Source organism: Polluticoccus soli (genome assembly GCF_029269745.1).
Lineage (GTDB): Bacteria > Bacteroidota > Bacteroidia > Chitinophagales > Chitinophagaceae > Polluticoccus > Polluticoccus soli.
The window spans coordinates 616,367-636,249 of sequence record NZ_JARJHT010000001.1 but is presented as its reverse complement, the minus strand read 5'-3'; the positions used below and the strand labels follow the sequence as shown (position 1 = coordinate 636,249).

20 protein-coding genes are annotated in these 19,883 nt (G+C 44.1%); 7 read left to right on the top strand and 13 right to left on the bottom strand.

The features are described from left to right. Positions 1 to 299: 299 nt before the first annotated feature. Entirely contained in the window at positions 300 to 1,109 is an 810-nt protein-coding gene (locus P2W83_RS03065; protein WP_276132220.1) for a hypothetical protein, read from the top strand. Between the two features lie 256 nt (positions 1,110 to 1,365). Here P2W83_RS03065 and P2W83_RS03060 read toward each other — a convergent pair whose 3' ends face one another. Continuing rightward, positions 1,366 to 1,860 (bottom strand): hypothetical protein, encoded by a 495-nt coding sequence (locus tag P2W83_RS03060; RefSeq protein ID WP_276132219.1) that lies wholly within the window; start codon positions 1,858 to 1,860, stop codon positions 1,366 to 1,368. A 166-nt stretch (positions 1,861 to 2,026) separates the two neighbouring features. On the opposite strand from P2W83_RS03060, the gene P2W83_RS03055 reads away from it, so the two are divergent. Beyond that, a complete protein-coding gene (locus P2W83_RS03055; RefSeq protein WP_276132218.1) occupies positions 2,027 to 2,455 on the top strand; it encodes a hypothetical protein in 429 nt (142 codons plus the stop codon). A 45-nt stretch (positions 2,456 to 2,500) separates the two neighbouring features. On the opposite strand, the gene P2W83_RS03050 is transcribed toward P2W83_RS03055, so the two are convergent. Together P2W83_RS03050 and P2W83_RS03045 are read right to left on the bottom strand one after the other, a co-directional pair. After that, complete coding sequence (locus P2W83_RS03050) at positions 2,501 to 2,971, bottom strand: DinB family protein (protein ID WP_276132217.1); 471 nt, start codon at positions 2,969 to 2,971, stop codon at positions 2,501 to 2,503. Further along, positions 2,971 to 3,936, bottom strand: a complete 966-nt coding sequence (locus tag P2W83_RS03045) for an AAA family ATPase (protein ID WP_276132216.1) — start codon at positions 3,934 to 3,936, stop codon at positions 2,971 to 2,973. The genes P2W83_RS03050 and P2W83_RS03045 overlap by 1 nt, the downstream gene beginning before the upstream one ends. Positions 3,937 to 4,115: 179 nt before the next feature. On the opposite strand from P2W83_RS03045, the gene P2W83_RS03040 reads away from it, so the two are divergent. From P2W83_RS03040 to recR, 4 genes are all read left to right on the top strand, one after another. Beyond that, a complete protein-coding gene (locus P2W83_RS03040) occupies positions 4,116 to 4,451 on the top strand; it encodes a nucleotide pyrophosphohydrolase (protein ID WP_276132215.1) in 336 nt (111 codons plus the stop codon). A gap of 117 nt (positions 4,452 to 4,568) precedes the next feature. Continuing rightward, a complete protein-coding gene (locus P2W83_RS03035; RefSeq protein WP_276132214.1) occupies positions 4,569 to 5,369 on the top strand; it encodes a T9SS type A sorting domain-containing protein in 801 nt (266 codons plus the stop codon). A gap of 266 nt (positions 5,370 to 5,635) precedes the next feature. Further along, positions 5,636 to 6,466 carry a T9SS type A sorting domain-containing protein gene (locus tag P2W83_RS03030; protein WP_276132213.1) on the top strand — a complete coding sequence of 277 codons (831 nt, stop codon included), beginning with the start codon at positions 5,636 to 5,638 and terminating at the stop codon, positions 6,464 to 6,466. Positions 6,467 to 6,562: 96 nt separating this feature from the next. After that, on the top strand, positions 6,563 to 7,189 hold the full coding sequence (gene recR, locus P2W83_RS03025; protein ID WP_276132212.1) for a recombination mediator RecR: 627 nt from the start codon (positions 6,563 to 6,565) through the stop codon (positions 7,187 to 7,189). Between the two features lie 4 nt (positions 7,190 to 7,193). Here the strand turns inward: recR and P2W83_RS03020 are convergent, their stop codons facing one another. The 3 genes from P2W83_RS03020 to P2W83_RS03010 all read right to left on the bottom strand — a co-directional run bounded on the left by P2W83_RS03020 (position 7,194) and on the right by P2W83_RS03010 (position 9,763). Then, the gene (locus tag P2W83_RS03020) at positions 7,194 to 7,424 is read right to left on the bottom strand and encodes a hypothetical protein (protein WP_276132211.1); all 231 of its coding nucleotides are present in this window, start codon (positions 7,422 to 7,424) and stop codon (positions 7,194 to 7,196) included. Between the two features lie 105 nt (positions 7,425 to 7,529). Further along, the gene (gene dapF / locus P2W83_RS03015; protein WP_276132210.1) at positions 7,530 to 8,300 is read right to left on the bottom strand and encodes a diaminopimelate epimerase; all 771 of its coding nucleotides are present in this window, start codon (positions 8,298 to 8,300) and stop codon (positions 7,530 to 7,532) included. A gap of 11 nt (positions 8,301 to 8,311) precedes the next feature. Next, a complete protein-coding gene (locus tag P2W83_RS03010) occupies positions 8,312 to 9,763 on the bottom strand; it encodes a GWxTD domain-containing protein (protein WP_276132209.1) in 1,452 nt (483 codons plus the stop codon). A 48-nt stretch (positions 9,764 to 9,811) separates the two neighbouring features. Here P2W83_RS03010 and P2W83_RS03005 point away from each other — a divergent pair, with 48 nt between their 5' ends. After that, positions 9,812 to 10,450 (top strand): WbqC family protein, encoded by a 639-nt coding sequence (locus P2W83_RS03005; RefSeq protein ID WP_276132208.1) that lies wholly within the window; start codon positions 9,812 to 9,814, stop codon positions 10,448 to 10,450. Positions 10,451 to 10,466: 16 nt separating this feature from the next. Here P2W83_RS03005 and P2W83_RS03000 read toward each other — a convergent pair whose 3' ends face one another. The 7 genes from P2W83_RS03000 to P2W83_RS02970 all read right to left on the bottom strand — a co-directional run bounded on the left by P2W83_RS03000 (position 10,467) and on the right by P2W83_RS02970 (position 19,694). Beyond that, positions 10,467 to 11,174: a polyprenol monophosphomannose synthase gene (locus tag P2W83_RS03000; protein WP_276132207.1), complete on the bottom strand. Its 708-nt coding sequence runs from the start codon at positions 11,172 to 11,174 to the stop codon at positions 10,467 to 10,469. 52 nt (positions 11,175 to 11,226) lie between these two features. Continuing rightward, positions 11,227 to 12,018: a 3'-5' exonuclease gene (locus tag P2W83_RS02995; protein WP_276132206.1), complete on the bottom strand. Its 792-nt coding sequence runs from the start codon at positions 12,016 to 12,018 to the stop codon at positions 11,227 to 11,229. Positions 12,019 to 12,030: 12 nt separating this feature from the next. Continuing rightward, positions 12,031 to 13,389 carry a UDP-N-acetylmuramate--L-alanine ligase gene (locus P2W83_RS02990; RefSeq protein WP_276132205.1) on the bottom strand — a complete coding sequence of 453 codons (1,359 nt, stop codon included), beginning with the start codon at positions 13,387 to 13,389 and terminating at the stop codon, positions 12,031 to 12,033. Between the two features lie 368 nt (positions 13,390 to 13,757). After that, entirely contained in the window at positions 13,758 to 14,405 is a 648-nt protein-coding gene (locus P2W83_RS02985; RefSeq protein WP_276132204.1) for an outer membrane beta-barrel protein, read from the bottom strand. A 61-nt stretch (positions 14,406 to 14,466) separates the two neighbouring features. Beyond that, the gene (gene bshC, locus P2W83_RS02980) at positions 14,467 to 16,077 is read right to left on the bottom strand and encodes a bacillithiol biosynthesis cysteine-adding enzyme BshC (protein ID WP_276132203.1); all 1,611 of its coding nucleotides are present in this window, start codon (positions 16,075 to 16,077) and stop codon (positions 14,467 to 14,469) included. Between the two features lie 68 nt (positions 16,078 to 16,145). Then, positions 16,146 to 16,307, bottom strand: coding sequence for a hypothetical protein (locus P2W83_RS02975; protein WP_276132202.1), 162 nt, complete (start codon positions 16,305 to 16,307; stop codon positions 16,146 to 16,148). A gap of 183 nt (positions 16,308 to 16,490) precedes the next feature. Next, positions 16,491 to 19,694 carry a PAS domain-containing protein gene (locus P2W83_RS02970; protein WP_276132201.1) on the bottom strand — a complete coding sequence of 1,068 codons (3,204 nt, stop codon included), beginning with the start codon at positions 19,692 to 19,694 and terminating at the stop codon, positions 16,491 to 16,493. Between the last annotated feature and the right edge of the window lie 189 nt (positions 19,695 to 19,883).

Sequence of the window (19,883 nt, the reverse complement as noted above, 5' to 3'; positions counted from 1 at the left end):
GGAAAATCAAACTGTGGACCCAACCCCAAAGAAACTTGTGCCTTAGCGCAATCTGCACTTGCAAAAAGCAAATATGTTAACGCGATACAAAAACTCCGCATTTGGCGAAAATACGTCTTGTGGTTGTTTGAGTGCCGTGTTTCTTTGACACGGAATGACAAAAACACTGAAAATCTATTGGTTACGATTTTTGGGAAACGCTAGCCGTTGAGCCTTCAGCCTGCCAATAGTTTTAAGGCTTGGCATGGCTTTGTTAAGCTATGTGCGAAAGTATGTGATAACGCTAAAAACGAAGAATTATGAAAAAGTTTGCTTTAATCTTAACGATCGGAATTACAAGCCTTACGGCTACTGCGCAGAACAGTTCACATGAAATATTCGTTGTGCCTACCGATAAAACACCTAAAACAGTAACTGTATTAGGTCGTGATCCACAGTTCCCTTCATTGCGTCATTTGCGCGATGCCGGTGAGGTTTATGATCAGCTGAAAGCACTGGGTAGCAACCCAATGTATAGTGGTGAATTGAATGAGCTGTTTCAAGCTATTGGATATAGCGGTGTAAGTGACCCGGATTTCGGTCGCGAGGACGTGCAGGCATCAAGCGTACCTTATGGTGCAATTGGTATGATGGGCGATGGTAACAACAATTACCACTACAGCATCCTGATGCTGCCAAATCAAACCAGCATTCCTACATGGGTAGTTGATGCTAAAAACAACGGTACTGACCTGATGTTCTTGACAGCTTGTGGTAACTCATTTAACTACAACAACCCAGAACGCGTGAGTGTTGTTGAGCGTGAGACCATCATTAAAGACTTCTCAGGTAAAGGTAAAATGAAAGTTCGCCTGGTAGCTAGGCATAAAGCTGAAGAATGCTCATGGTGTAACAAATGCGATGACGTAGACGGTGAAGAAACGGTACTGCTGAGCGAAGAGAATATCGATGATATTCCTGTAGCACAAGAAGGTTCAGCTTATCCTGTGAAAACTCTGTACCTGGATGTAGACAAGAAAACATTCAAGAAAATGCAGGAAGGTGAAGTTGGTACCTCTGCAAGCAGGGTGAATTTCAACACTTTAAACAACGTTGCACGTCGCCGCTAATTAACAACAATTAATTTTCGGATGCGTTATAAAAAAGAGGTGATCATCACCTCTTTTTTTATTGCTCTAAAAAGAAGAAGGCCCCCCGCCAAAGGAGCCTCCTATATGCATGAAAAAGAACACAACGTTGTTAGCGATACCCACAAGTACAGCTAGGACACAAAAATGCCACATGGCATGGCGCTATCAAAATATTAGAGGCTGCTTAACTACAGTTTTGCATGCGGTTAACGACCGCTTAACAAGAAGATGGGGCCTATTTCTTTTTTTCGATCCACAAAGTGTCGCCCTGTTTCCAGTTGTCGTTTACAACGAAATGGCCGATGGGATTGAGGCATTTTGTATCGTGATCGCTGCACCTTATCATTTCAAAACGGTGCTCTGCATCTACAATAGATGTAACGCGATAATTTTCACGGCCGGGTGTACCAGGGAGGTATATGTCCCAGTCATTGCCCTGGTAAACTCCACTGATGGTTGTTGAAGTTGTGCTATAGTCTTTGAAAACCAGGGTGTCTTTTTTGTTAAGTACAATTGGTTCGGTACCACTATAAATGAAGGTTGTCGAATCCAATGCTTTTCTGTGATTGCCTGTCGCGTACTTTTTTACAATGATATTTCTTACATCCAGCCGAGGATAGCCGGTGATAATGATCGTGAGACCATCAGGATTGCAATAGAGTTTTTTCTTACAGCAACCAGTTGTGACTATGAGCGAAACAAATAATATTGCGAAAGATGACTTCAGCATTAGCTTAAGATATTGGCAAATGTATTTATTACAGTGGCAGCGGAAATAATTCCATTGTCATTTGTTTATAACAAACTGGTTATATGAGTTATTATATTTAATTGTAAACCAAAAAAGACTATCTCACTATTTTGTTTAATCCAAACATATTCTATCTTTAACCATTATGCGAACAATGAAATTTGCTGCCGGACTTTTGCTAGCCGGAATATTGATGGGTAGCTGCACCCGCGAAAATGAAATTGTTGAGCCAGCTCCACGACCTATAGGCGGAAAAGGTGGCAAAGCAGTGCTCGAAGTGACGCCAAAGCACCATGGTAAGGATATTGACTCTGCTTGGATATTTATCAAATATGATGCAGTTAAAGGTCCGATCCTCAATGGATATGATGACACGATCGCATTACCAGTCGATGGTAAAATGACCGCTAAGTTCGACAGCTTAAAATGGGGCGACTATTATATGGACGTAACAGGTTATGACAAAGGCGAAAAAGTCGCGGGGTCAGCTTCATTTTCGGTTATCGACTCTAATGTTCGCACTTACAATACGCAGATAGAAGTGACTGAAGTAACAGGCGCCAATCATCAATAAGAAATACGACTGTAACAGAAATAATAAAGCCACCGTTAGGTGGCTTTATTCGTTAACACCAAATTGCTTTAAATGGTGCCGGGCATGTTTGTGAAGTAGCTGCACCCACATCTCGTAATTGAGATCGCCAAAAAATGGGTTGGTGATCACTCTGTCTGGTGTTTTTTCAAAAACCTTAAAAAAGTCCTCGGTCTCTGTTTTTAACTCCGCCAGGGCATCATCTATATCTTTTTGTTTTGGAGTCTCTGGATCCTCCGGCAAAAGCTGGTTAGGAGTGTTCTCCTTAAACGGCTTTTCGCTCATAAGAAACGCCTGCATTCGCGGTATGTTCTCTTCCGGTGTTACACAATCATATTGGTCTTTGCCATTGGCCTGCCTCAAAGAATAGCTCATATGCTCTATCATTTGATGGAGATTCATCTTTCCCCATAGCGGTTTAGTAGCAGGTTCGATTTGCTTCAATTTGTCGATAAACTCATTCCTCAAGAAATAAGCTTTCGCACTTAAATTCTCCATTATAACAGTTGTTTGATCAGTGATTCCTGCGTGATGCCTTCAGCTTCGGCCTTATAGTTACGAACAACACGGTGTCTCAGCACCGACATGGCCATGGCCTGAACGTCTTCAATGTCTGGTGAGTACTTTCCCTGCAATAGCGAATGGCATTTTGCGCCGAGTACCAGGTACTGCGATGCCCTTGGTCCCGCGCCATAAGCAATATATTGTTTGGCGACGGCGGGGGCAGCATCGGTATTGGGGCGTGTTTTATGCACCAGGCCAACCGCGTATTCCAACACGTTGTCTGGAACGGGTACTCTTCTTATCAGATCCTGGAAATAAAGGATGCCTTCCGCGTCCAGTACTTTGGGCAGCTCTGTTTTTGAAGCGCCGGTTGTAGTACGTACTATATTTACTTCGTCGGCAAAGCTGGGATAGTCTAGCCATATCTGGAACATGAACCTGTCTAGTTGTGCTTCCGGCAGTGGGTAAGTACCTTCCTGTTCTATTGGGTTTTGTGTTGCGAGTACAAAGAAAGGAGCAGGAAGTTTATACAGCGTCCCACCTGCTGTTATATTGCGTTCCTGCATGGCCTCAAGCAAGGCCGCCTGGGTTTTAGGCGGAGTCCGGTTTATTTCATCTGCGAGGATGATGTTGGCAAATACAGGGCCTTTGATGAACCGGAAATGCCTGTCCTCGTCTAGTATTTCAGCGCCTACAATGTCACTAGGCATAAGGTCCGGAGTGAATTGTATGCGCTTGAACGATAGGTCCAATACGTCCGCCACCGTTTTTACCAAAAGTGTTTTGGCCAGGCCGGGTACGCCAACCAGCAAACTATGGCCATTGCAAAGTATTGAAATGACCAACTTGTCTACGACATCTTCTTGCCCTACAATTACATGTCCAATGGCTTTCTTTATCTCAGCAAACTTATTTTTGAGCGCGTTAGCGGCGTCAATGTCTGTTCCGAATGACTGCATGATGTTACTGACTATTTTTAGCTGTATTAGCTTTAATGAGGTAAGTTCTATTATTTTGAATAAACAAACAAATGCAGCTTGATTGTTGTTAACAGAAGCTGTTTGTCAAAACTTAGCAAACCCCGTGATTTACAAGGGATGTAGCTAAAAATCAACTCATAAACACAATAAAAATTACAATGGAATTAACAATAAAAGAAGCCCAGCAGCAGGTAGATGACTGGATAAAAACAACGGGAGTGAGATACTTCAACGAGCTTACTAACCTGGGTATTTTGATGGAAGAGACTGGTGAACTTGCACGACTGATGGTCAGACAGTACGGCGAGCAATCATTTAAGGAAAGTGATAAGGAAAAACTGCTGGCAGACGAGATGGCAGATGTACTCTGGGTATTACTTTGTCTGGCCAATCAAACAGGGGTAGATCTTACCGAAGCGTTGCAGAAAAATCTTGAAAAGAAAAGTGCGAGGGACAGCGAAAGGCATTTGAATAACCCGAAGTTAAAGCCATAACCGCCTGTCGTCATAATTCAGCAATGTTTTATTGCTTTTTTTCGGAGATTTTTTGTTTTTATTAAAACTTAGTTATCTTAGCCCGACAATTATTTCATTACTTTAAAAACATAACACATGAAGCGTATTTACTTATTAATGTTGCTGGCTGCTGGTGTTGCGACAAATGCGTCTGCTCAAAAACAGCCTAACCTGAGCCTGGTTCACTCTTGGGGTAAAACTTCTACTACCGTTCACGTTATCGCGGATAACGACGAAATGCTGATCGATGGCGACGGCGTAGCTAAGATGTATCTGTCTTGGAGCATCATCAACCACGGTGCAACTGCAAACGATACTATCGCTGTATCTGATACAGTTAAAGTGCGTACTGGCTGGACTACCTACAAGATCTCTTGGGGTCAAAATGGCTTCCCTATGGGTATGACACAACACGATACTGTAGGTATGGTGCCGAATCCAAACCCAGTTGATCTGGATCCAGGATCTGCAATTACTACATCACAAAACAACGTTGCACAACAGTGGTGCGATAGCGTATTCATCGTATCAGGTCTTCCTGCGCCTAACAACGCTGTAGATCCAGTTTTGACTAACAACAAAACTTGTAACAACGTTAAGATCACTTACTGGCTGGCTAACGTAAACGAAGTTATCGGTGGCAATGGTCTGCTGATGTACCCTAATCCTGCTAACGGTAAAATGACCATTAAATATGTATTCGCAAACACCGATGCATCTGTACAAGTGGTTGACGTAGCTGGTAAAGTTGTTTATGCTAAAGATCTGGGCAAAAACCTGTCTGGTATGCAAGAACACGCTCTGGACCTGCATAACCTGAACCCAGGTATGTACTTCCTGCGCTTGCAAACAAACGACCAAATCGTTACTGACAAATTCTTTGTTCGTAGCAACTAATATTTTGCTTGAAGCAATGAAAACGGGTAGGTCTTCCTACCCGTTTTTTTGTGCCCTTAGCTGCCGTTTATTTTTTTCGTTAAGCTGTTCAGTACGTAAATTTCGTAATCTACACGCAATCAAGAATATTACACATCCTACTATAAGGGATGTTTCCCGTGCTTGGTCATACTATTGACATTTGTTGGTACATCTGTTCGTTTAAGGGGGTTTTACTTCTAATTTTATCGCTCAAACTCTTTTATTAACTTCTAAAAATTAAATCTATGAAGAGTATTTACTTAATGTTGATCGTTATTGCAGCAGCGTTAAATGTTTCTGCACAAAGAAATGTTGACATGAGCATCAGGCATTTCTACAAATTGGGAACCGGTACGTTTACAGCGGCAAATGAGGTTACCAATGGTACGCATATCTTGTTTGACGGGGACGAACAGTACAAGATCAATTTCGGCTACATTTTTATCAACAATGCCGCAAATGCAGCAGATTCAGTAATGCAAAGCGATACTATTAAATTTAGGTCTTTTATCGGTGGTGGCATACTACATACAGGGGCAGGTCCTGGTTTTTATCTGCCTGGCGGTGTAGCAGGAGGTGCGCAAAGCGGGATCATAACACTTCAGGGCTATCCAATGGCCATAGCACCGGGCGATGCCTTTAACGGTGTTTCAGATGCACTTCAGGTTAGTTTGTGCGACAGTATCTGGATAGTATCAGCAGCCGGATCTCTTAATCCTGCCGTTGAAGCTAATCGTGCAAACGATACAATATGCAATAATGTAATAGTGGATGGCTGGGCGAGCGGCATTAATAACATTGAGGTTGATCTGGACGGTAATGGTCTGTTGGTCTATCCAAATCCTTCGGCTTCGCGTGATATCAATATCATGTACAACTTTGGAGTGCGCACCAGCAAAGCGATTGTTACCGTTGTAGATGTTACAGGTAAAGTAGTTTACAGCAAAAATATTGGCACAAACCTTAGCGGTACTCAAAACATAGCGCTTCACATGGGCGACATTACCCCAGGTATGTACTCTGTAAGGCTTGCCACTGACACAAAAACTGTGGTTGAAAAGATCTGTGTTAAATAGTATTTCTCAACGTGGATTTGACGAAAATGAGGCGGACAACCGCCTCATTTTCATTTGTATATATGGTGCAGGCTATCTTTTTTGTATTTTTACACAATGGTATTTTCGTCGAAGTTGATCGAAGAGGCGGTGAATGAATTTTCGAAGTTGCCGGGCATAGGCAAAAAAACTGCCTTGCGTATGGTTTTACAATTACTCAAGTCTGAGACGCACAGCGTCGATTCATTTACAAGTGCCATCTCACGTATGCGCCACGAAGTGGTTTTTTGCAAGACTTGCCATAATGTTTCAGATAAAGAACTGTGCGACATCTGCGCCAATCCGGCAAGAAATAAGAAACAGATATGTGTGGTAGAAAGTATTCGCGATGTAATAGCGATCGAAAGTACGCAGCAGTATAACGGAACCTATCACTTGTTAGGTGGCATACTGTCTCCGCTTGATGGCATTGGGCCGGAGCGGCTGAATATTGCAACATTGCAACTGCGGGTCAGGGAAAATGATGTGCAGGAATTAATTATGGCACTCAGTCCTACCATAGAAGGTGATACAACTGTTTACTATATAGCTAAACAGCTTTCCGGAACTCCTGTGCAAATTACAACCATCGCACGGGGTATTGCCTTTGGCGGCGAATTAGAATATGCCGATGAGATGACGCTCGCAAGATCAATTGCCAAGCGTCTTCCCATCGACAATTATGTTAGCGTTACCGGTAAGTAGTAAATTACTTAGAGCGTAAAGGATTAGGGATCGCCACAGCGTCTACTTCACGCATTCTTTTGTCTTCCTGGGTTGTGCTGGTAGCGTTGGTTGACGTCGCGCTTTGAGTAGAAGTAGCCGCCGGGGTATTGCTGCCTACAGCTGACTGGTCGGTAGTAGATGATACAACTTTTTGGCTTGAGCATGCAGACGCGCCAACAACTAAGATCAATGCTAATAAAGTCCTGATATTCATAAGTGTAAATTTAAGACAACCGGGGCAATTGCTATGCCATATAGCAGCAGCGTTATTCAATTTTAGTCAAATAATTTTTCTTTTTATGTAGCATGCCGCCGTCCGCTAGATTGCTATTCCCCCTTCAAACACAAACGCTGCAGGCCCGGATAACACCACGTTTTCTGCTGTAGTAGCCGATCTTTTGGTGAAAGACACCTTGAGACTGCCGCCTGGTGTGTTGATCGCAGTTTGAAAGTCTCCCGTCTTATGACCACTGGCAGCTATTGCCGCAGCTGTTACTCCTGTTCCACAACTGTAGGTTTCGTCTTCCACGCCTCGTTCATAAGTGCGTACCGTCAGTGCGTCCTCAGTCTTTTGAACAAAGTTGACGTTGATGCCTTTCGGTGGAAACTGGTTACGGATATTTCTTCCCTGTTCAAATACCGGAGCGTTGGCTACGTCATCAGTCCAGAGTACGTAATGCGGCGAGCCGGTATTCAGTATGCTATGGTCTGCAAATTCTTCTATCTCGGTTACATTCTGCATCTGCAGATTAACTATGTCGCCGGTACTAAAGTTTGCTTCATGTGGACCATCAATAGCAATGAAGGTTGCCTTGTCGCCGATCACACCAAGCTTACGTGCGAAAGCAGTGATGCAGCGGCCGCCGTTGCCGCACATTGTACTCTCACTGCCATCGGAGTTATAGTAAACCATTCTGAAATCATAGCCGTCGGCAAGTTCCAGCAACATCAGCCCGTCTGCGCCTATACCAAAGCGTCTGTCGCATAAAAATGCGATCTGTTGGGTAGTTAGGTGAATCCGTTTGTCGCGGTTGTCTAGCAGGATGAAATCATTGCCTGTACCCTGGTATTTATAAAAATGCAGCTCCATCAGTCTGCAAGTTACCTGTTTCTGAAATATAGTTCTGCCCGGGCGTTTGGGTTGCTACCTCTTTCGTATAGCTGAGAGCGCCACCCCGGGTTGCTGCCTTCCTGGTTAATAGTAGAATGCAGCAGCCTGAAATCATTGATCATGTTTTGCGGGTTGTAGAACAGCAATACGCCACCGCTGCCTTGCCTTGCAAGCGAGTTGTATTGCCATATCTCGTAGGGTAACGAACCATTCTCATTGGCCACAATTTCGCGTTCAGTGGGCCTTCCGTATTTCAGGTATAAGATACCTCGATCTGTTTCGTATCCGGGGCGCGATCCGAAGCCAAACAGTTTGTTTACTTCCTTCACTAATTTAGTATACTCTTCCCACGGTTTCTTCGGATCTTTTTCATTACGCGCTTTCCAGAAGTTATAGATAAAATAGCGCATGTAAGTGTCCTCCGGCTTATTCAAAAAGTTATTGATAGTGCGGATTTCTGTTGGAGATGCAATAGGCAGCATCATCTTCAATATAGCTTTTACCTGGGCAAAACTGTATTTGCCAATGAAGGTGGTGCTTAAGTCAAGAATATTGACGCGCTGCATTCCGGTATCAGGCAAGGTATCGGCTGCAGCTACAGCTGGTGCCTTATTGCTTCTTTGAAAGAACAGCGATCTCGATGTTAATACATGACCTGTGCTATTCTCCAGTACCGTATTTAAATAATAATTGCCTGAAGGAAGCGAGCTAATATTAAACTGCCCAATGAATGGTAACACAGGCGACGCATGTAGCGTGTCGATGTGTTGCAGCTTTAACACGGGGGCATCACCGGCACGGCGGGATATGAAAGCCTTTTGAATCAGCAGGCTATCAGTGGCCTTGTTTGTGTGGTAGAGCTCGGTGTAGAAATGAAGCAGGCGTCTGTCGTCGTTCAAAAAGTTGCTGCTTAAGGGTATTTGCTGTCGTCCGTTTTTTTGAAAAGCAGATTCTGATGAACTGGCGTAGGCAGTATCCAGAAGTTGCAAGCCGCTATAGAATGGTGTTTCTGGAGCTGCTTCAACAGAAAAACTGTCGGTGAATGCAAATGTGTTACCAGCAATTATTGGTTCTGATAGGTGCACATCCAGTACAATCATTCCTGCCGGGATTTTGTAGCGCCGCACATCAATGATGCTTCTCGATGAGGCAGCTTCAAAATTATCATCCGGAACGGTTTGTAACAGAAAATTGTCAACTTTCGAAGTTCCGTCTGATCCGCTTAATACTACTTCGGTTTTTATCCGCGACTGCCAAAAACTGTCTTTGGTTTGGATAAAATGAACGGAAGCCGGATTGATTTGTATAGACAGTTCTAAATAGGGGGTCATCTTTTTGCCGGGTTCATACACATAAAAAATGGTGTGATTAACCACAGCTTCGATCGCGGATGCAGAAAAAGATAGAAACAAAGCAATACAAAGTCCCAGCCAGCGTGTCATTCAGGATATTTTCCGCAAATTAGTTTAATTAGCTTTATTTGCCGTTGTATGTCAGTTATTGTCAGCCCGGTTTTACCTTTTCCTAACATTTATTGGTGGTCGTCGATCCAAAACGCTACCCAGGTTCTTTTCGACATTGGTGAGCACTTTGAAAAAATGAGCTATCGCAATAAGTATAATATAACTGGCGCCAATGGACTAATAACGCTCAGTGTACCATTGACAGAGGGTAGGGGGCAGCGTCGGGCTATGAAAGATGTGCTTATTTGTAATAAAGATCGCTGGCAAGTACAACACTGGCGTACACTGATGTCGGTATATAAACGCGCACCCTATTTTGAGCACTACGAGCCGTCGCTTTTTACGTTGTTCGAGCAACCCTTTGAAAAGCTCATAGACTTTAATCAGGCATCGATCGATTGGATTAAAGCTCAATTGTCGATAGTCGTTGAAAGTTCTGTATCGAGCGAGTATGTTCGGGAGTATAAAGATGCGATAGACCTTCGGAAAAATTTCAAGCCCGGCAAAGAGAAACAAGCTTTGCCCGAGAGTGCATATTACCAGATGTTTTCAGAGAAGAATGGCTTCTATCCCAATCTGAGCATACTTGATCTGCTTTTTTCAGAGGGGCCGTTTACCGCGCAATGGCTTAAGTCAAACAGCCAGCCTATTGCAGCATGGCGGTAGCAAGCGTGGCCACCAGCTAATTTGTGAACTTGCGCATTTTCCAAACGCCGTACATGGCTTCCTGCACAATACCTTTTGTCATTTTAGACTGGCCTTCTGTGCGGTCTATGAATGTGATGGGGACTTCTTTTAGTTTGAAGCCAAGTTTCCAGGCGCGGTATTTCATTTCGATCTGGAACGCATAGCCTATGAACTCTACCTTGTCAAGTGGTATTCTTTGCAATACTTCGCGCCTGTAGCATACAAAACCCGCTGTTGGATCAGATACTGGCATCCATGTGATAAGGCGGGTGTACATAGCACCACCTTTTGAGATAAATATGCGATCCCATGGCCAGTTTACCACTTTACCACCATGTATATACCTTGAACCGATCGCAACATCTGCTCCGGCAACGCAAGCCTGGTGCAGGCGCAGCAAATCGTCGGGGTTGTGCGAAAAGTCGGCATCCATCTCAAAAATATACTGGTAGTCTTTTGAAAGTGCCCATTTGAAGCCAGTAATATAAGCGGTGCCCAAACCCAGCTTGCCGCTACGTTGCAATAAATGTATTTGCTCCGGATGCTTTTTCTGCAGGTCTTTTACAATATCGGCCGTGCCGTCAGGTGACCCATCATCCACTATCAGGACATGGTAATTGCCTGCCAGCGACAATACTTTCAGAATGATCTTACTAATATTCTCCTTTTCGTTGTAGGTGGGTATGATTACAAGTTTGTCCAAGAGGGCACGAAATTAAAAAGCACCAAAATAATGAATTATGCAAAAAGCAACGTTAAATGTTTGTCTTTAACCCTGATTTCTGCAATTTCATACGGTTGAGAATTTCTGATATTTTTTGTTTGGTATGAAGGGCGAAGTCAGCCTGCATCATCCAATCATAGTATTGGGGTTCTTCGGTGAAGATATCCTCAACTTTGCGGCCTTTGTGCTTGCCAAAATTGAAAACTGGATGGCCATCCTTCATTACGATGCGACGTGCATAGTCTACGAATTGCTCGCCACCTGTGAACTCGTGTAGTGCCTTTACTTCGTGACTAAGATCGTTGTAACGATCAAGCTGGGCCTCCAGAACCTCGATAGTTGCCATGATGTCAGCTTCGGCGCTGTGCGCATTTTCCAGCGTTTTATCGCAATAGAAGTTGTATGCTGCGCTAAGCGTGCGGCTTTCCATCTTGAAGAATATCTGCTGCACGTCGATCATGTGGCGGTCGGTAAAATCTACGTTTACACCGGCGCGCAAAAATTCTTCGGCCAGGAGGGGGATGTCGAATTTACTGGATGCGTAGCCACCAAGGTCACAACCTTTCATCCATTCAAATAGGTCTTTGGCTATTTGCTTGAAGTGGGGGCAGTCTTTTACATCTTCATCAGATATTCCGTGGATGGCCGTAGAAGATGCCGGGATTGGCATGCCGGGATTGATCCGTTTTACATACTTATCCCTGGTACCGTCAGTCAGTAGTTTTACTAATGCCAATTCAACGATGCGATCTTTGGCTGCATCAGTTCCGGTAGTTTCAAGGTCGAAAAAGATGATGGGGCGCTTGAGTAAAAGTTGGGCCATTCACACACTATTTTACTGCGAACTTACGCTATTCCAGTCAATTCCGTCGAAAGTTCCCGAGCTCATTAGTAAAAGACAAATAGGTTTCCTCGCATCTTTCAGCAGGTCTTTCACTGTTTGTTCCAATTCCTGCTTCTCGTCCGCCACGATCAGGTCCTCACGGCCAAAATATTTGTGTACGGTTTGTTTATCCAGTTCCGGCAAGCCTTTTAGCGACAACGCATGATGGCTGAAGTAGACCATGGCTTTGTCGGCCGAGTCCATGCTATGCGTATAATGGCTCAGAAAAGGCTCGCTCAAGCTGCTGTAGGTGTGAAGCTCAAAGCAGGCTATCAGGGTTCGGTCCTTCCATGCTTCGCGAACGGCGTCCAAAGTAGCTTTTAGTTTTGACGGTGCATGGGCGAAATCTCGAAATGCAACAACATCTTTGTTTTCGAATATCTTCTCCAGGCGACGCGCGGCACCCGCGAACGAAGCGATCGCTTTATAGCAATCCTCTTCACTTATGCCAAGTTCCATGCAAACTGAAATGGCAGCCTGCATATTTAGCAGGTTGTGGCTACCAAATACAGATACCGGCACTGGGCCTTTGGCTGTATCTAGCACAGCTTGATCCAATTCGTAATGATATTTGGGCATGGAGTAGGGAATGCCATTCAGGTGACCACCCGATCTTGCCATTACATTGCGCACTTCCTCGTCTTTATTGTTGTAAAAAACCGGGCTGTTGGCATCTATGCCCACCAGGTATTGCTCAAACTGGCTTCGATAGTTGTCGTAGGTAGGGAACACGTTTATGTGGTCCCAGGCAATGCCGCTAAGTACTGAAATGTGCGGATGGTAAAAAAATATCTTCGGCCTTTTTTCTATTACCGAGGCGGGGTATTCATCCCCTTCCAGGATGATAATCGGTGCATCGCTAAGTCTTACAGATTCGTTAAATCCCTGGACCTTGGCACCCACCAGGTAGTCAAAATCTATGTTTTGAGTCTTTAGTATGTGCATGATCATTGAGGTAATGGTGGTCTTCCCATGACTACCTGCAACAACAACGCGCTTCTTGTTTTTGCTTACTTCGTAAACGTATTGAGGAAAAGAATATATTGGTACATTCAGCGATTGTGCAGCCAAAAGCTCCGGATTGTCGGCCTTGGCATGCATTCCCAGCACTATTGCGTCGATTTCGCTGGTGATTTTCTCAGGAAACCATCCTGCTTTTTCAGGTAACAAGCCTGCCGCCCCGAGGTTACTCTTGGCAGGGTCGTTGATCTCGTCATCGCTGCCGGTCACGATATTTCCTTGTCTTTTTAACGCCAGTGCCAGCTGGTGCATCACCGCACCACCGATCGCTATAAAATGTACCCTCTTCATCAAAAATTTATTAACTTAGCACAAAGTAACACAAGCTTTTTTTACATTTACATAAGTCAAGTACCAATTATGCAAGCAATTTCTCGTTTTCGTCGTCTGGTTCCTGTAGTGGCTGTTGTTGTGATGGCAATGTTTGTAGCTTCTTGTAGCGGAAGCAAAAAATACGGTTGCCCGAATAAATTGCAGGCTTCGTCCTTTATTCGCTAGTTAAACTGATTTTCACAGTCATAGATAGGTTGGTGCTTTCGCATTCAACCTATTACTGTTTATAGGTGTTGCGTCGCACAAACCCCGGTCAATAATCTTTAAAAAGAGAAAGCCTGCTTAGCAGGCTTTCTCTTTTATTCTGGGTCAATAAAGAACATTCGTTACAGGAATGCATACCCAACATGCAATTGTATGGTCCTGTTTTTCCAGCTGTCGGTCACTCCGGAAGCGCCAGAGCCGTTCATGTTTGAGAAGCCCATGATATAACGTGCGCCAATGTTGATCTTTGAAATATTTGCCTGCAGTCCGGCTACACCTGAAATGTCACCATTCTTGAAAACATCATTAACATCTTTCAGCAAACCATTCTCGTCGCCAATGCTTATAAGGTTGGTGTATTGAGGACCTACCTGGAACCAAAGCGGACCTACCAGTTTAATGTTGAACAATATTGGTATGCTGAGGTTGCTAACTGCAAAACTGTTCTCTTTAGCGGTATCGCTGGCGTTTTTGAAGAACGATGAAGGCAACGAAGATGGGTTGTAAGTAAAACGGGTACGGCTATACAGTAGTTCAGCAGAAACGCCATACTTGCCAAACTTTACACCACCAAAAGCGCCACCGAGAAAACCGGTACGGTATGTATCATCAAATATGCTGCCTTGCAGTTTTGAAAAGTTAGCTCCAAGCTTTACACCCAGGTCAATATCGACTGGCGATGCAGCGGTAACTGCATTCAAAGCCTGTGCGAACGAGAACGCGGGAAACAATAATCCGATAAATGCTAAACGTAACTTTTTGCTGATCATAAACGTGTGTTTGATTGTGAACAAAAGTCGCAAAAACTATGCCTTTTGAAAGTGTTGCGAACTATTTTTCTTCTACTATTAAAAATTCGTTTCTAAGTGGTTGAAAAGCATCGTACAATACATCAATAAACGAATGCCCATATTGTAAAAAATACTCGGTAAAATTTTCTTTTCGCTCCTGCAGGCTATTACCAGGAAACAAACTTTCCTTTAGACGTGTTATGCGTGCAAGCTCTATATGCATCTTCCTTTTTTCGGCGCGCAGCATTTTTTTCTCAAGTACATCCATCTGGTGTTTGATCTTCGCTAATGCAGCTTCGGTAGAACTTCTCAATGTTACATCAAGCGACATCGCCTTCTGTTTTAGTTGAGTCATGATGCTGTCGATTGCATTCATCTCGGCGCCTGTCTGCCATTGATCATTGCCATGATGCAACAAATATTCGCGCACTAGCCTTGCTTCATCCTTAAAGACATCAGTCACTGTTAGTCCAGCTTTTTCACGCAGCTCAGCCTGCTTGGAGTGTATCCATTGCGCAGATTGTCGTAACAGAATAACCGGATAGAATACATTGTACTGTTCAAATACCGATTTGAGTTGTAGCCAGTATGCTACTTCAGCACCTCCACCAATAAAGGCCACATTCGGCAGTATGCGTTCCTGCAGCAAGCCGCGCAGTATCACATTTGGACTAAAGCGTTCTGGATGTTGGTCTACTTCTTCCAGCAGTTGCTCTTTATTCCAGGAAATGTCGCTGTTGATCACTACCCATTCATCGCCCTGTTTTTCTACACGCTCACGAATGTTATCCTTCATATAAAACAGGTTGATAGGTCTTGGGTGAGCCTGCGCTCTGTAGTGTTGTTCCAGTTTCTCTACTTGCGTTGTTACCAGTGCAAAGGCGCTGTGATACTGCAGGTCATCTTTCACAATGTCCACTATTGGCTTTTTGAAGGCCACGTCGTCGGGGTCTAGTACTATCAAACCATAACGTCCGAAAAGTTCATTTACCAGGAACCTGGTTGCATCGCCAATTGTTTTATGTTCTAAGTACGACTTTGTCAGAAGTTCTTTCAGGTCATCGAAATGCTGACCCGGAGGTCCCATTACTTTAAACAGGTCGCTGAGTAAAGGCTTCAGACTAGACGTCGACATCCTGCCCACGGCACCTGTTTGGCCATCTGCATCCCAGCGCCATTTTTTGTTTTGATAATTGAAGACACCCAATTCGTCAAGGTCATTGTCTTCACTACCCATATAGTATACCGGGACAAAATCGTTTTGGGGATGGAGCTTTTTTAATTCTGCAGCAAGCCTGATCGCATGAACTATCTTATAAATGAAATAGAGATAGCCGGTAAGCAGATTGGGTTGATGCGCTGTACAAACCGTGAAGGTCGTTTCATTCCTTAATAGCTCAATGTTTTTCCGAACTGCTTCAGGCGTGTCAATTGTCTCATATTGTTTCGCCAGGGTATTCACCAGCGCGATGCGGTCGATTGTATATTTTCCTCGATCGTTTATAGCCTGCTGTAAACCCGTTGCATCGGGGGAGTATTTTACAAATGAGGTTGCATGCCCGCTGCCCGAAATATAATCGGTAACCAGCTGTGAAAAATACCCCGTATCGGAATATGGCAGGTACGTGAAGCTCCGATGCACTATGCTCATAGTTTTAGCAGGCACGAAGTTAATTGGTGTAGTCCAAACTTAGGTTATGTACCGATAGGGAAATCTGATCAGGCTTTGCGCGGTACAGCGTTCTTCTTGTATGTATAAATGATGTGGCTGCCTTTTTCCACCATCGTCACCTCTACCTCGCGTAGTGTGAAAAGGTTGTTGACGATGTCGTCATAAAGCGATTTAATGCGTTTGGAAAGGCTGCTCTTACCGGCACTCATTCCATTTATGGGTTTTGTGTGGGCAACTTGAAACTGCATAAAACTCTCTCTTAAAATACTTGTAAAATGGTGTAATGATTTTTAGATCCCTTGCTTACCGGTTTCTCTACTGCCGGTACAGCATAAATTTATAAAGAGTTTTTAATAAAGTCAATTCATTTTTTTACTTATTGCGGCAATTGGCTATGACGATTTTACATTGGGTATCAACACAGTAAAATGTGTGCCCACGCCCAGTTCAGATTCCAGCGCTACTTCGCCGCCTAGTTTATCGACAGCTTCTTTTACTATGTACAGGCCCAGTCCCGATCCGGTAGATTTGTGGGATACCCTGTAGAACATGTCGAACACTTTTTCCTGTTGGTCTGTACCAATGCCTATGCCATTGTCCCTCACAGATAACCGGATCTTGCCATTCTCGTTTTTGATGTCTATCTGGACCTCAGGACATTTCATTTCAGGATTGTAATATCTGATCGCATTCGACACAAGGTTATTTAAGATAATACCCATCCTGCTTTTATCGCTGTAGTACGCCTCGTTTTCATCTATGACGGTACGAATCGCTACTGGAGTATCTGGGTTCATGAATCTGAGATTAGCAGTAATATCTGCAAGCAACTCGCTAAAGTTTATTAGTTCGTGCTTAACCTCAAGACGTGCGTTGCGGGAATGGTCAAGGATATCGTGGATAAATCCATCAAGCTTGGCGATGCTACTTTGCAGCATGTCGAGGTAGTCGAGCATGTTGGCGTCTGTAGTCTCATTTTGTGCGATGAATGTAAGGCCAAGCATAGACGTGAGTGGTGCCCGCAGGTCGTGCGATACGCTGTATACAAACCTGTCCAGTTCTGCATTCGATTTCTGTAGCTCCTCGTTCGAGCGCTTTAACGCATCCTCAGAGTTTTTTCTATCCGTTATATCTCTGAAGTTGATCACCAAACCACTTACCGCAGGATCGGCCAGTAGATTGGTAATAGTACCTTCACACCATATAACAGTGCCGTCTTTTCGTACCCTGCGGTGCGCTGGCCGTTCGGTGAGCGAAAGTTGTTTGCTGTGATTGACCATCGCCAGCTTCCTTTGCGCAAGCACTTCAGCCAGATCCTCGGGATGCACAAATTTGTCGGGCGTTATTCCCGAAACTTCGGCAGGGCTATATCCCAATATATTATTCAGTGATTCACTCGCGTAAGTGATATCCCAGCTTTCGTCTATTACGATAACTGCATCAACGCTATTTTCAAAAAGGGAGCGATATTTATATTCGCTGTTTCGTAATGCTATCTCAATATTTTTCCTGTCGGTTATGTCACGGAAGTTGACGACAACGCCAGCTACTGCTGGTTCGTGCAAGAGGTTGGTCGCAGTACCTTCACACCAGATCACAGTGCCGTCTTTTTTTACACGTCGGTATGCAATGGTAGAGGGTTGCCCCGGATTACTCCAGACTTTTCGGTTGGCTGCTGCTACGATATACCTGTCGGCATCGTAGACAAAATCTGTCGCCTTTGCACCAATTATCTCATTGGGCGCGTATCCCATTACCCTGTATACAGAGTCGCTTGCATATACAGTTCTTCCTTCCTTGTCAAGAATCATCAGCGCGTCAGAGCTGTGCTCAATAAGCGAACGAAATTTATCCTCACTGCTTTGCAGTGCTGCTTCGGCCCTTTTACGCTCGGTAATATCTCTGAAGTTGAGAAGAAAGCCAGATACTTCGGGCGTATGCAGCAAATTGATGCCGGTACCTTCACACCAAATATAACTACCGTCTTTTTTCAGTCTTCGGTAAGTGACCTGGAGCGGTTTCCCGGGATTGCTTTCCAGTATTTTCCAATGCTCAGCCATGCGTTCTCGGTCGTCAGGGTGCATTGCATCGCCTGTGGCTTTCCCGAGTATTTCAGCCGCTGTAAAGCCTGTGGTTTTTTCAAATGAATCACTTAAAAAAACCGCCTTGTGGTCTTTATCCATGATCATTATCGTATCAGCGCCATAGCTTATCATGTGTCTGAACTTGCTTTCGCTGGATATTAATGCAAGTTCAGCTTCCTTCATTTCAGTAATATCCCGGAAGTTCACCACCACACCTCTGATCTCAGGTTGATGAAGCATGTTTGTTGATGTTCCTTCGCACCAAATGAGGCGACCGTCTTTATGTATGCGCCTGTATGTTATGGTGATGGGAATACCGGGACTTTCCAACACTTTGTCCCAATGGCTAAGCACCATTTGCAGATCGTCTGGGTAAATGTCATTAAGTGTCTGTTTGCCGATGACTTCTTCGGCATTATACCCAATAACACCATAAACAGAATCACTGCAGTACACGATCTCCTTATGCTCATTGCGTATAAGAATAGCGTCTGAGCAATTATCTATCAGGTACCTGAATTTTGTCTCGCTATCTTTCAGCGCTAATTCAGCTTCTTTGCGCTTTGTGATATCTGCCGTTGTGCCGTCCAATCGTATCAATTCTCCTTTTGCATTAAGAGTAGGATTAAGCCTCGACTCGAGCCACCGTATACTACCATCTTTGTGTCTAATACGATAGTCATGACTGAAGAAGCGCCCAGAGTACATGGCTTCGTTGTTAGCGAATATCCTGGTCTTATCTTCAGGTAAAATTACCTCAAGCCAAAGGTTTGGATTTTGCGCAAATTCGTGCTCCGAGTAGCCATATACAATTCTGCAGCTAGCAGAGATGTGCAAAAGTTTGTACTCCTGCATATCAACGGAATAAAATACTTCTTGTGTATTATTGAACAGCGTTTTTAGTTCATCATGGGCTCTCTGTAACCTTGCCTGTGCTTTTTTTCTTTCCGATATGTCTTGCAGCGTCCCGACTAATTTCAACGGTACGCCTGTTGCCGGATCGTAAACTACCTCAGCCCGACAGTATACAGGCTTTTGCCTGTCTTCGGGTAGGATCAGTGAGTGCTCCATAGCGTGGATGGAGCCGGTTTTTATCGTATGTGCGAGTGATCGCTCAATGGCCTCACGTTCCGATGCGTCAACACGTGCGTAAAAAGCCTCGAAGCCCGGTTCAACAGCTCCTGGCTCGTATTCTAATATCTCCGCAAATTCGTTTGTCCAGTCGGCTTTGTTTGTTACCAGGTCAACTTCCCAGCTGCCGATGTGAGTAATGTGTTGTGAAGACCGAAGGTGTTGTTGCAGGCGGTCTTTTTCTTCTTCGGCTGCCTTTCGCCTAAGAATTTCGTCTTTTAGCAATGTTGCCAGCTGAAGGATAGGGGCATTGTTGGTAGAAGGTTTTGTACCGCCACTGTCATACGATTCACCGATCTCTCTAAGCAACTGCGATACTTCGGAAGCTATATTGCTGTTTGAATAAAATTCGTCGATCTGCTTTAATAATAACTTATCCATCAAGTGTACAAGTGCCTAAATGTTTCAAATGGTGGCGGAATACGCTCGTTGCGCCTAAACGGTGCACAGCCCTTATCCTATTGACTTTTAAATAATTAACTACCTCATAAAATTACGGGTAACTTCTTATATAATCAATTTTCTAAGTGTCGTAGCCCAAGATAAGTATAATATTAATGTATCTACTAT

Coding starts and splice junctions, on each gene's coding strand:
- P2W83_RS03065 (WP_276132220.1), top strand. CDS start 300: ATGAAAAAGTTTGCTTTAATCTTAACGATCGGAATTACAAGCCTTACG.
- P2W83_RS03060 (WP_276132219.1), bottom strand. CDS start 1,860: ATGCTGAAGTCATCTTTCGCAATATTATTTGTTTCGCTCATAGTCACA.
- P2W83_RS03055 (WP_276132218.1), top strand. CDS start 2,027: ATGCGAACAATGAAATTTGCTGCCGGACTTTTGCTAGCCGGAATATTG.
- P2W83_RS03050 (WP_276132217.1), bottom strand. CDS start 2,971: ATGGAGAATTTAAGTGCGAAAGCTTATTTCTTGAGGAATGAGTTTATC.
- P2W83_RS03045 (WP_276132216.1), bottom strand. CDS start 3,936: ATGCAGTCATTCGGAACAGACATTGACGCCGCTAACGCGCTCAAAAAT.
- P2W83_RS03040 (WP_276132215.1), top strand. CDS start 4,116: ATGGAATTAACAATAAAAGAAGCCCAGCAGCAGGTAGATGACTGGATA.
- P2W83_RS03035 (WP_276132214.1), top strand. CDS start 4,569: ATGAAGCGTATTTACTTATTAATGTTGCTGGCTGCTGGTGTTGCGACA.
- P2W83_RS03030 (WP_276132213.1), top strand. CDS start 5,636: ATGAAGAGTATTTACTTAATGTTGATCGTTATTGCAGCAGCGTTAAAT.
- recR (WP_276132212.1), top strand. CDS start 6,563: ATGGTATTTTCGTCGAAGTTGATCGAAGAGGCGGTGAATGAATTTTCG.
- P2W83_RS03020 (WP_276132211.1), bottom strand. CDS start 7,424: ATGAATATCAGGACTTTATTAGCATTGATCTTAGTTGTTGGCGCGTCT.
- dapF (WP_276132210.1), bottom strand. CDS start 8,300: ATGGAGCTGCATTTTTATAAATACCAGGGTACAGGCAATGATTTCATC.
- P2W83_RS03010 (WP_276132209.1), bottom strand. CDS start 9,763: ATGACACGCTGGCTGGGACTTTGTATTGCTTTGTTTCTATCTTTTTCT.
- P2W83_RS03005 (WP_276132208.1), top strand. CDS start 9,812: ATGTCAGTTATTGTCAGCCCGGTTTTACCTTTTCCTAACATTTATTGG.
- P2W83_RS02995 (WP_276132206.1), bottom strand. CDS start 12,018: ATGGCCCAACTTTTACTCAAGCGCCCCATCATCTTTTTCGACCTTGAA.
- P2W83_RS02990 (WP_276132205.1), bottom strand. CDS start 13,389: ATGAAGAGGGTACATTTTATAGCGATCGGTGGTGCGGTGATGCACCAG.
- P2W83_RS02985 (WP_276132204.1), bottom strand. CDS start 14,405: ATGATCAGCAAAAAGTTACGTTTAGCATTTATCGGATTATTGTTTCCC.
- bshC (WP_276132203.1), bottom strand. CDS start 16,077: ATGAGCATAGTGCATCGGAGCTTCACGTACCTGCCATATTCCGATACG.
- P2W83_RS02975 (WP_276132202.1), bottom strand. CDS start 16,307: ATGAGTGCCGGTAAGAGCAGCCTTTCCAAACGCATTAAATCGCTTTAT.
- P2W83_RS02970 (WP_276132201.1), bottom strand. CDS start 19,694: ATGGATAAGTTATTATTAAAGCAGATCGACGAATTTTATTCAAACAGC.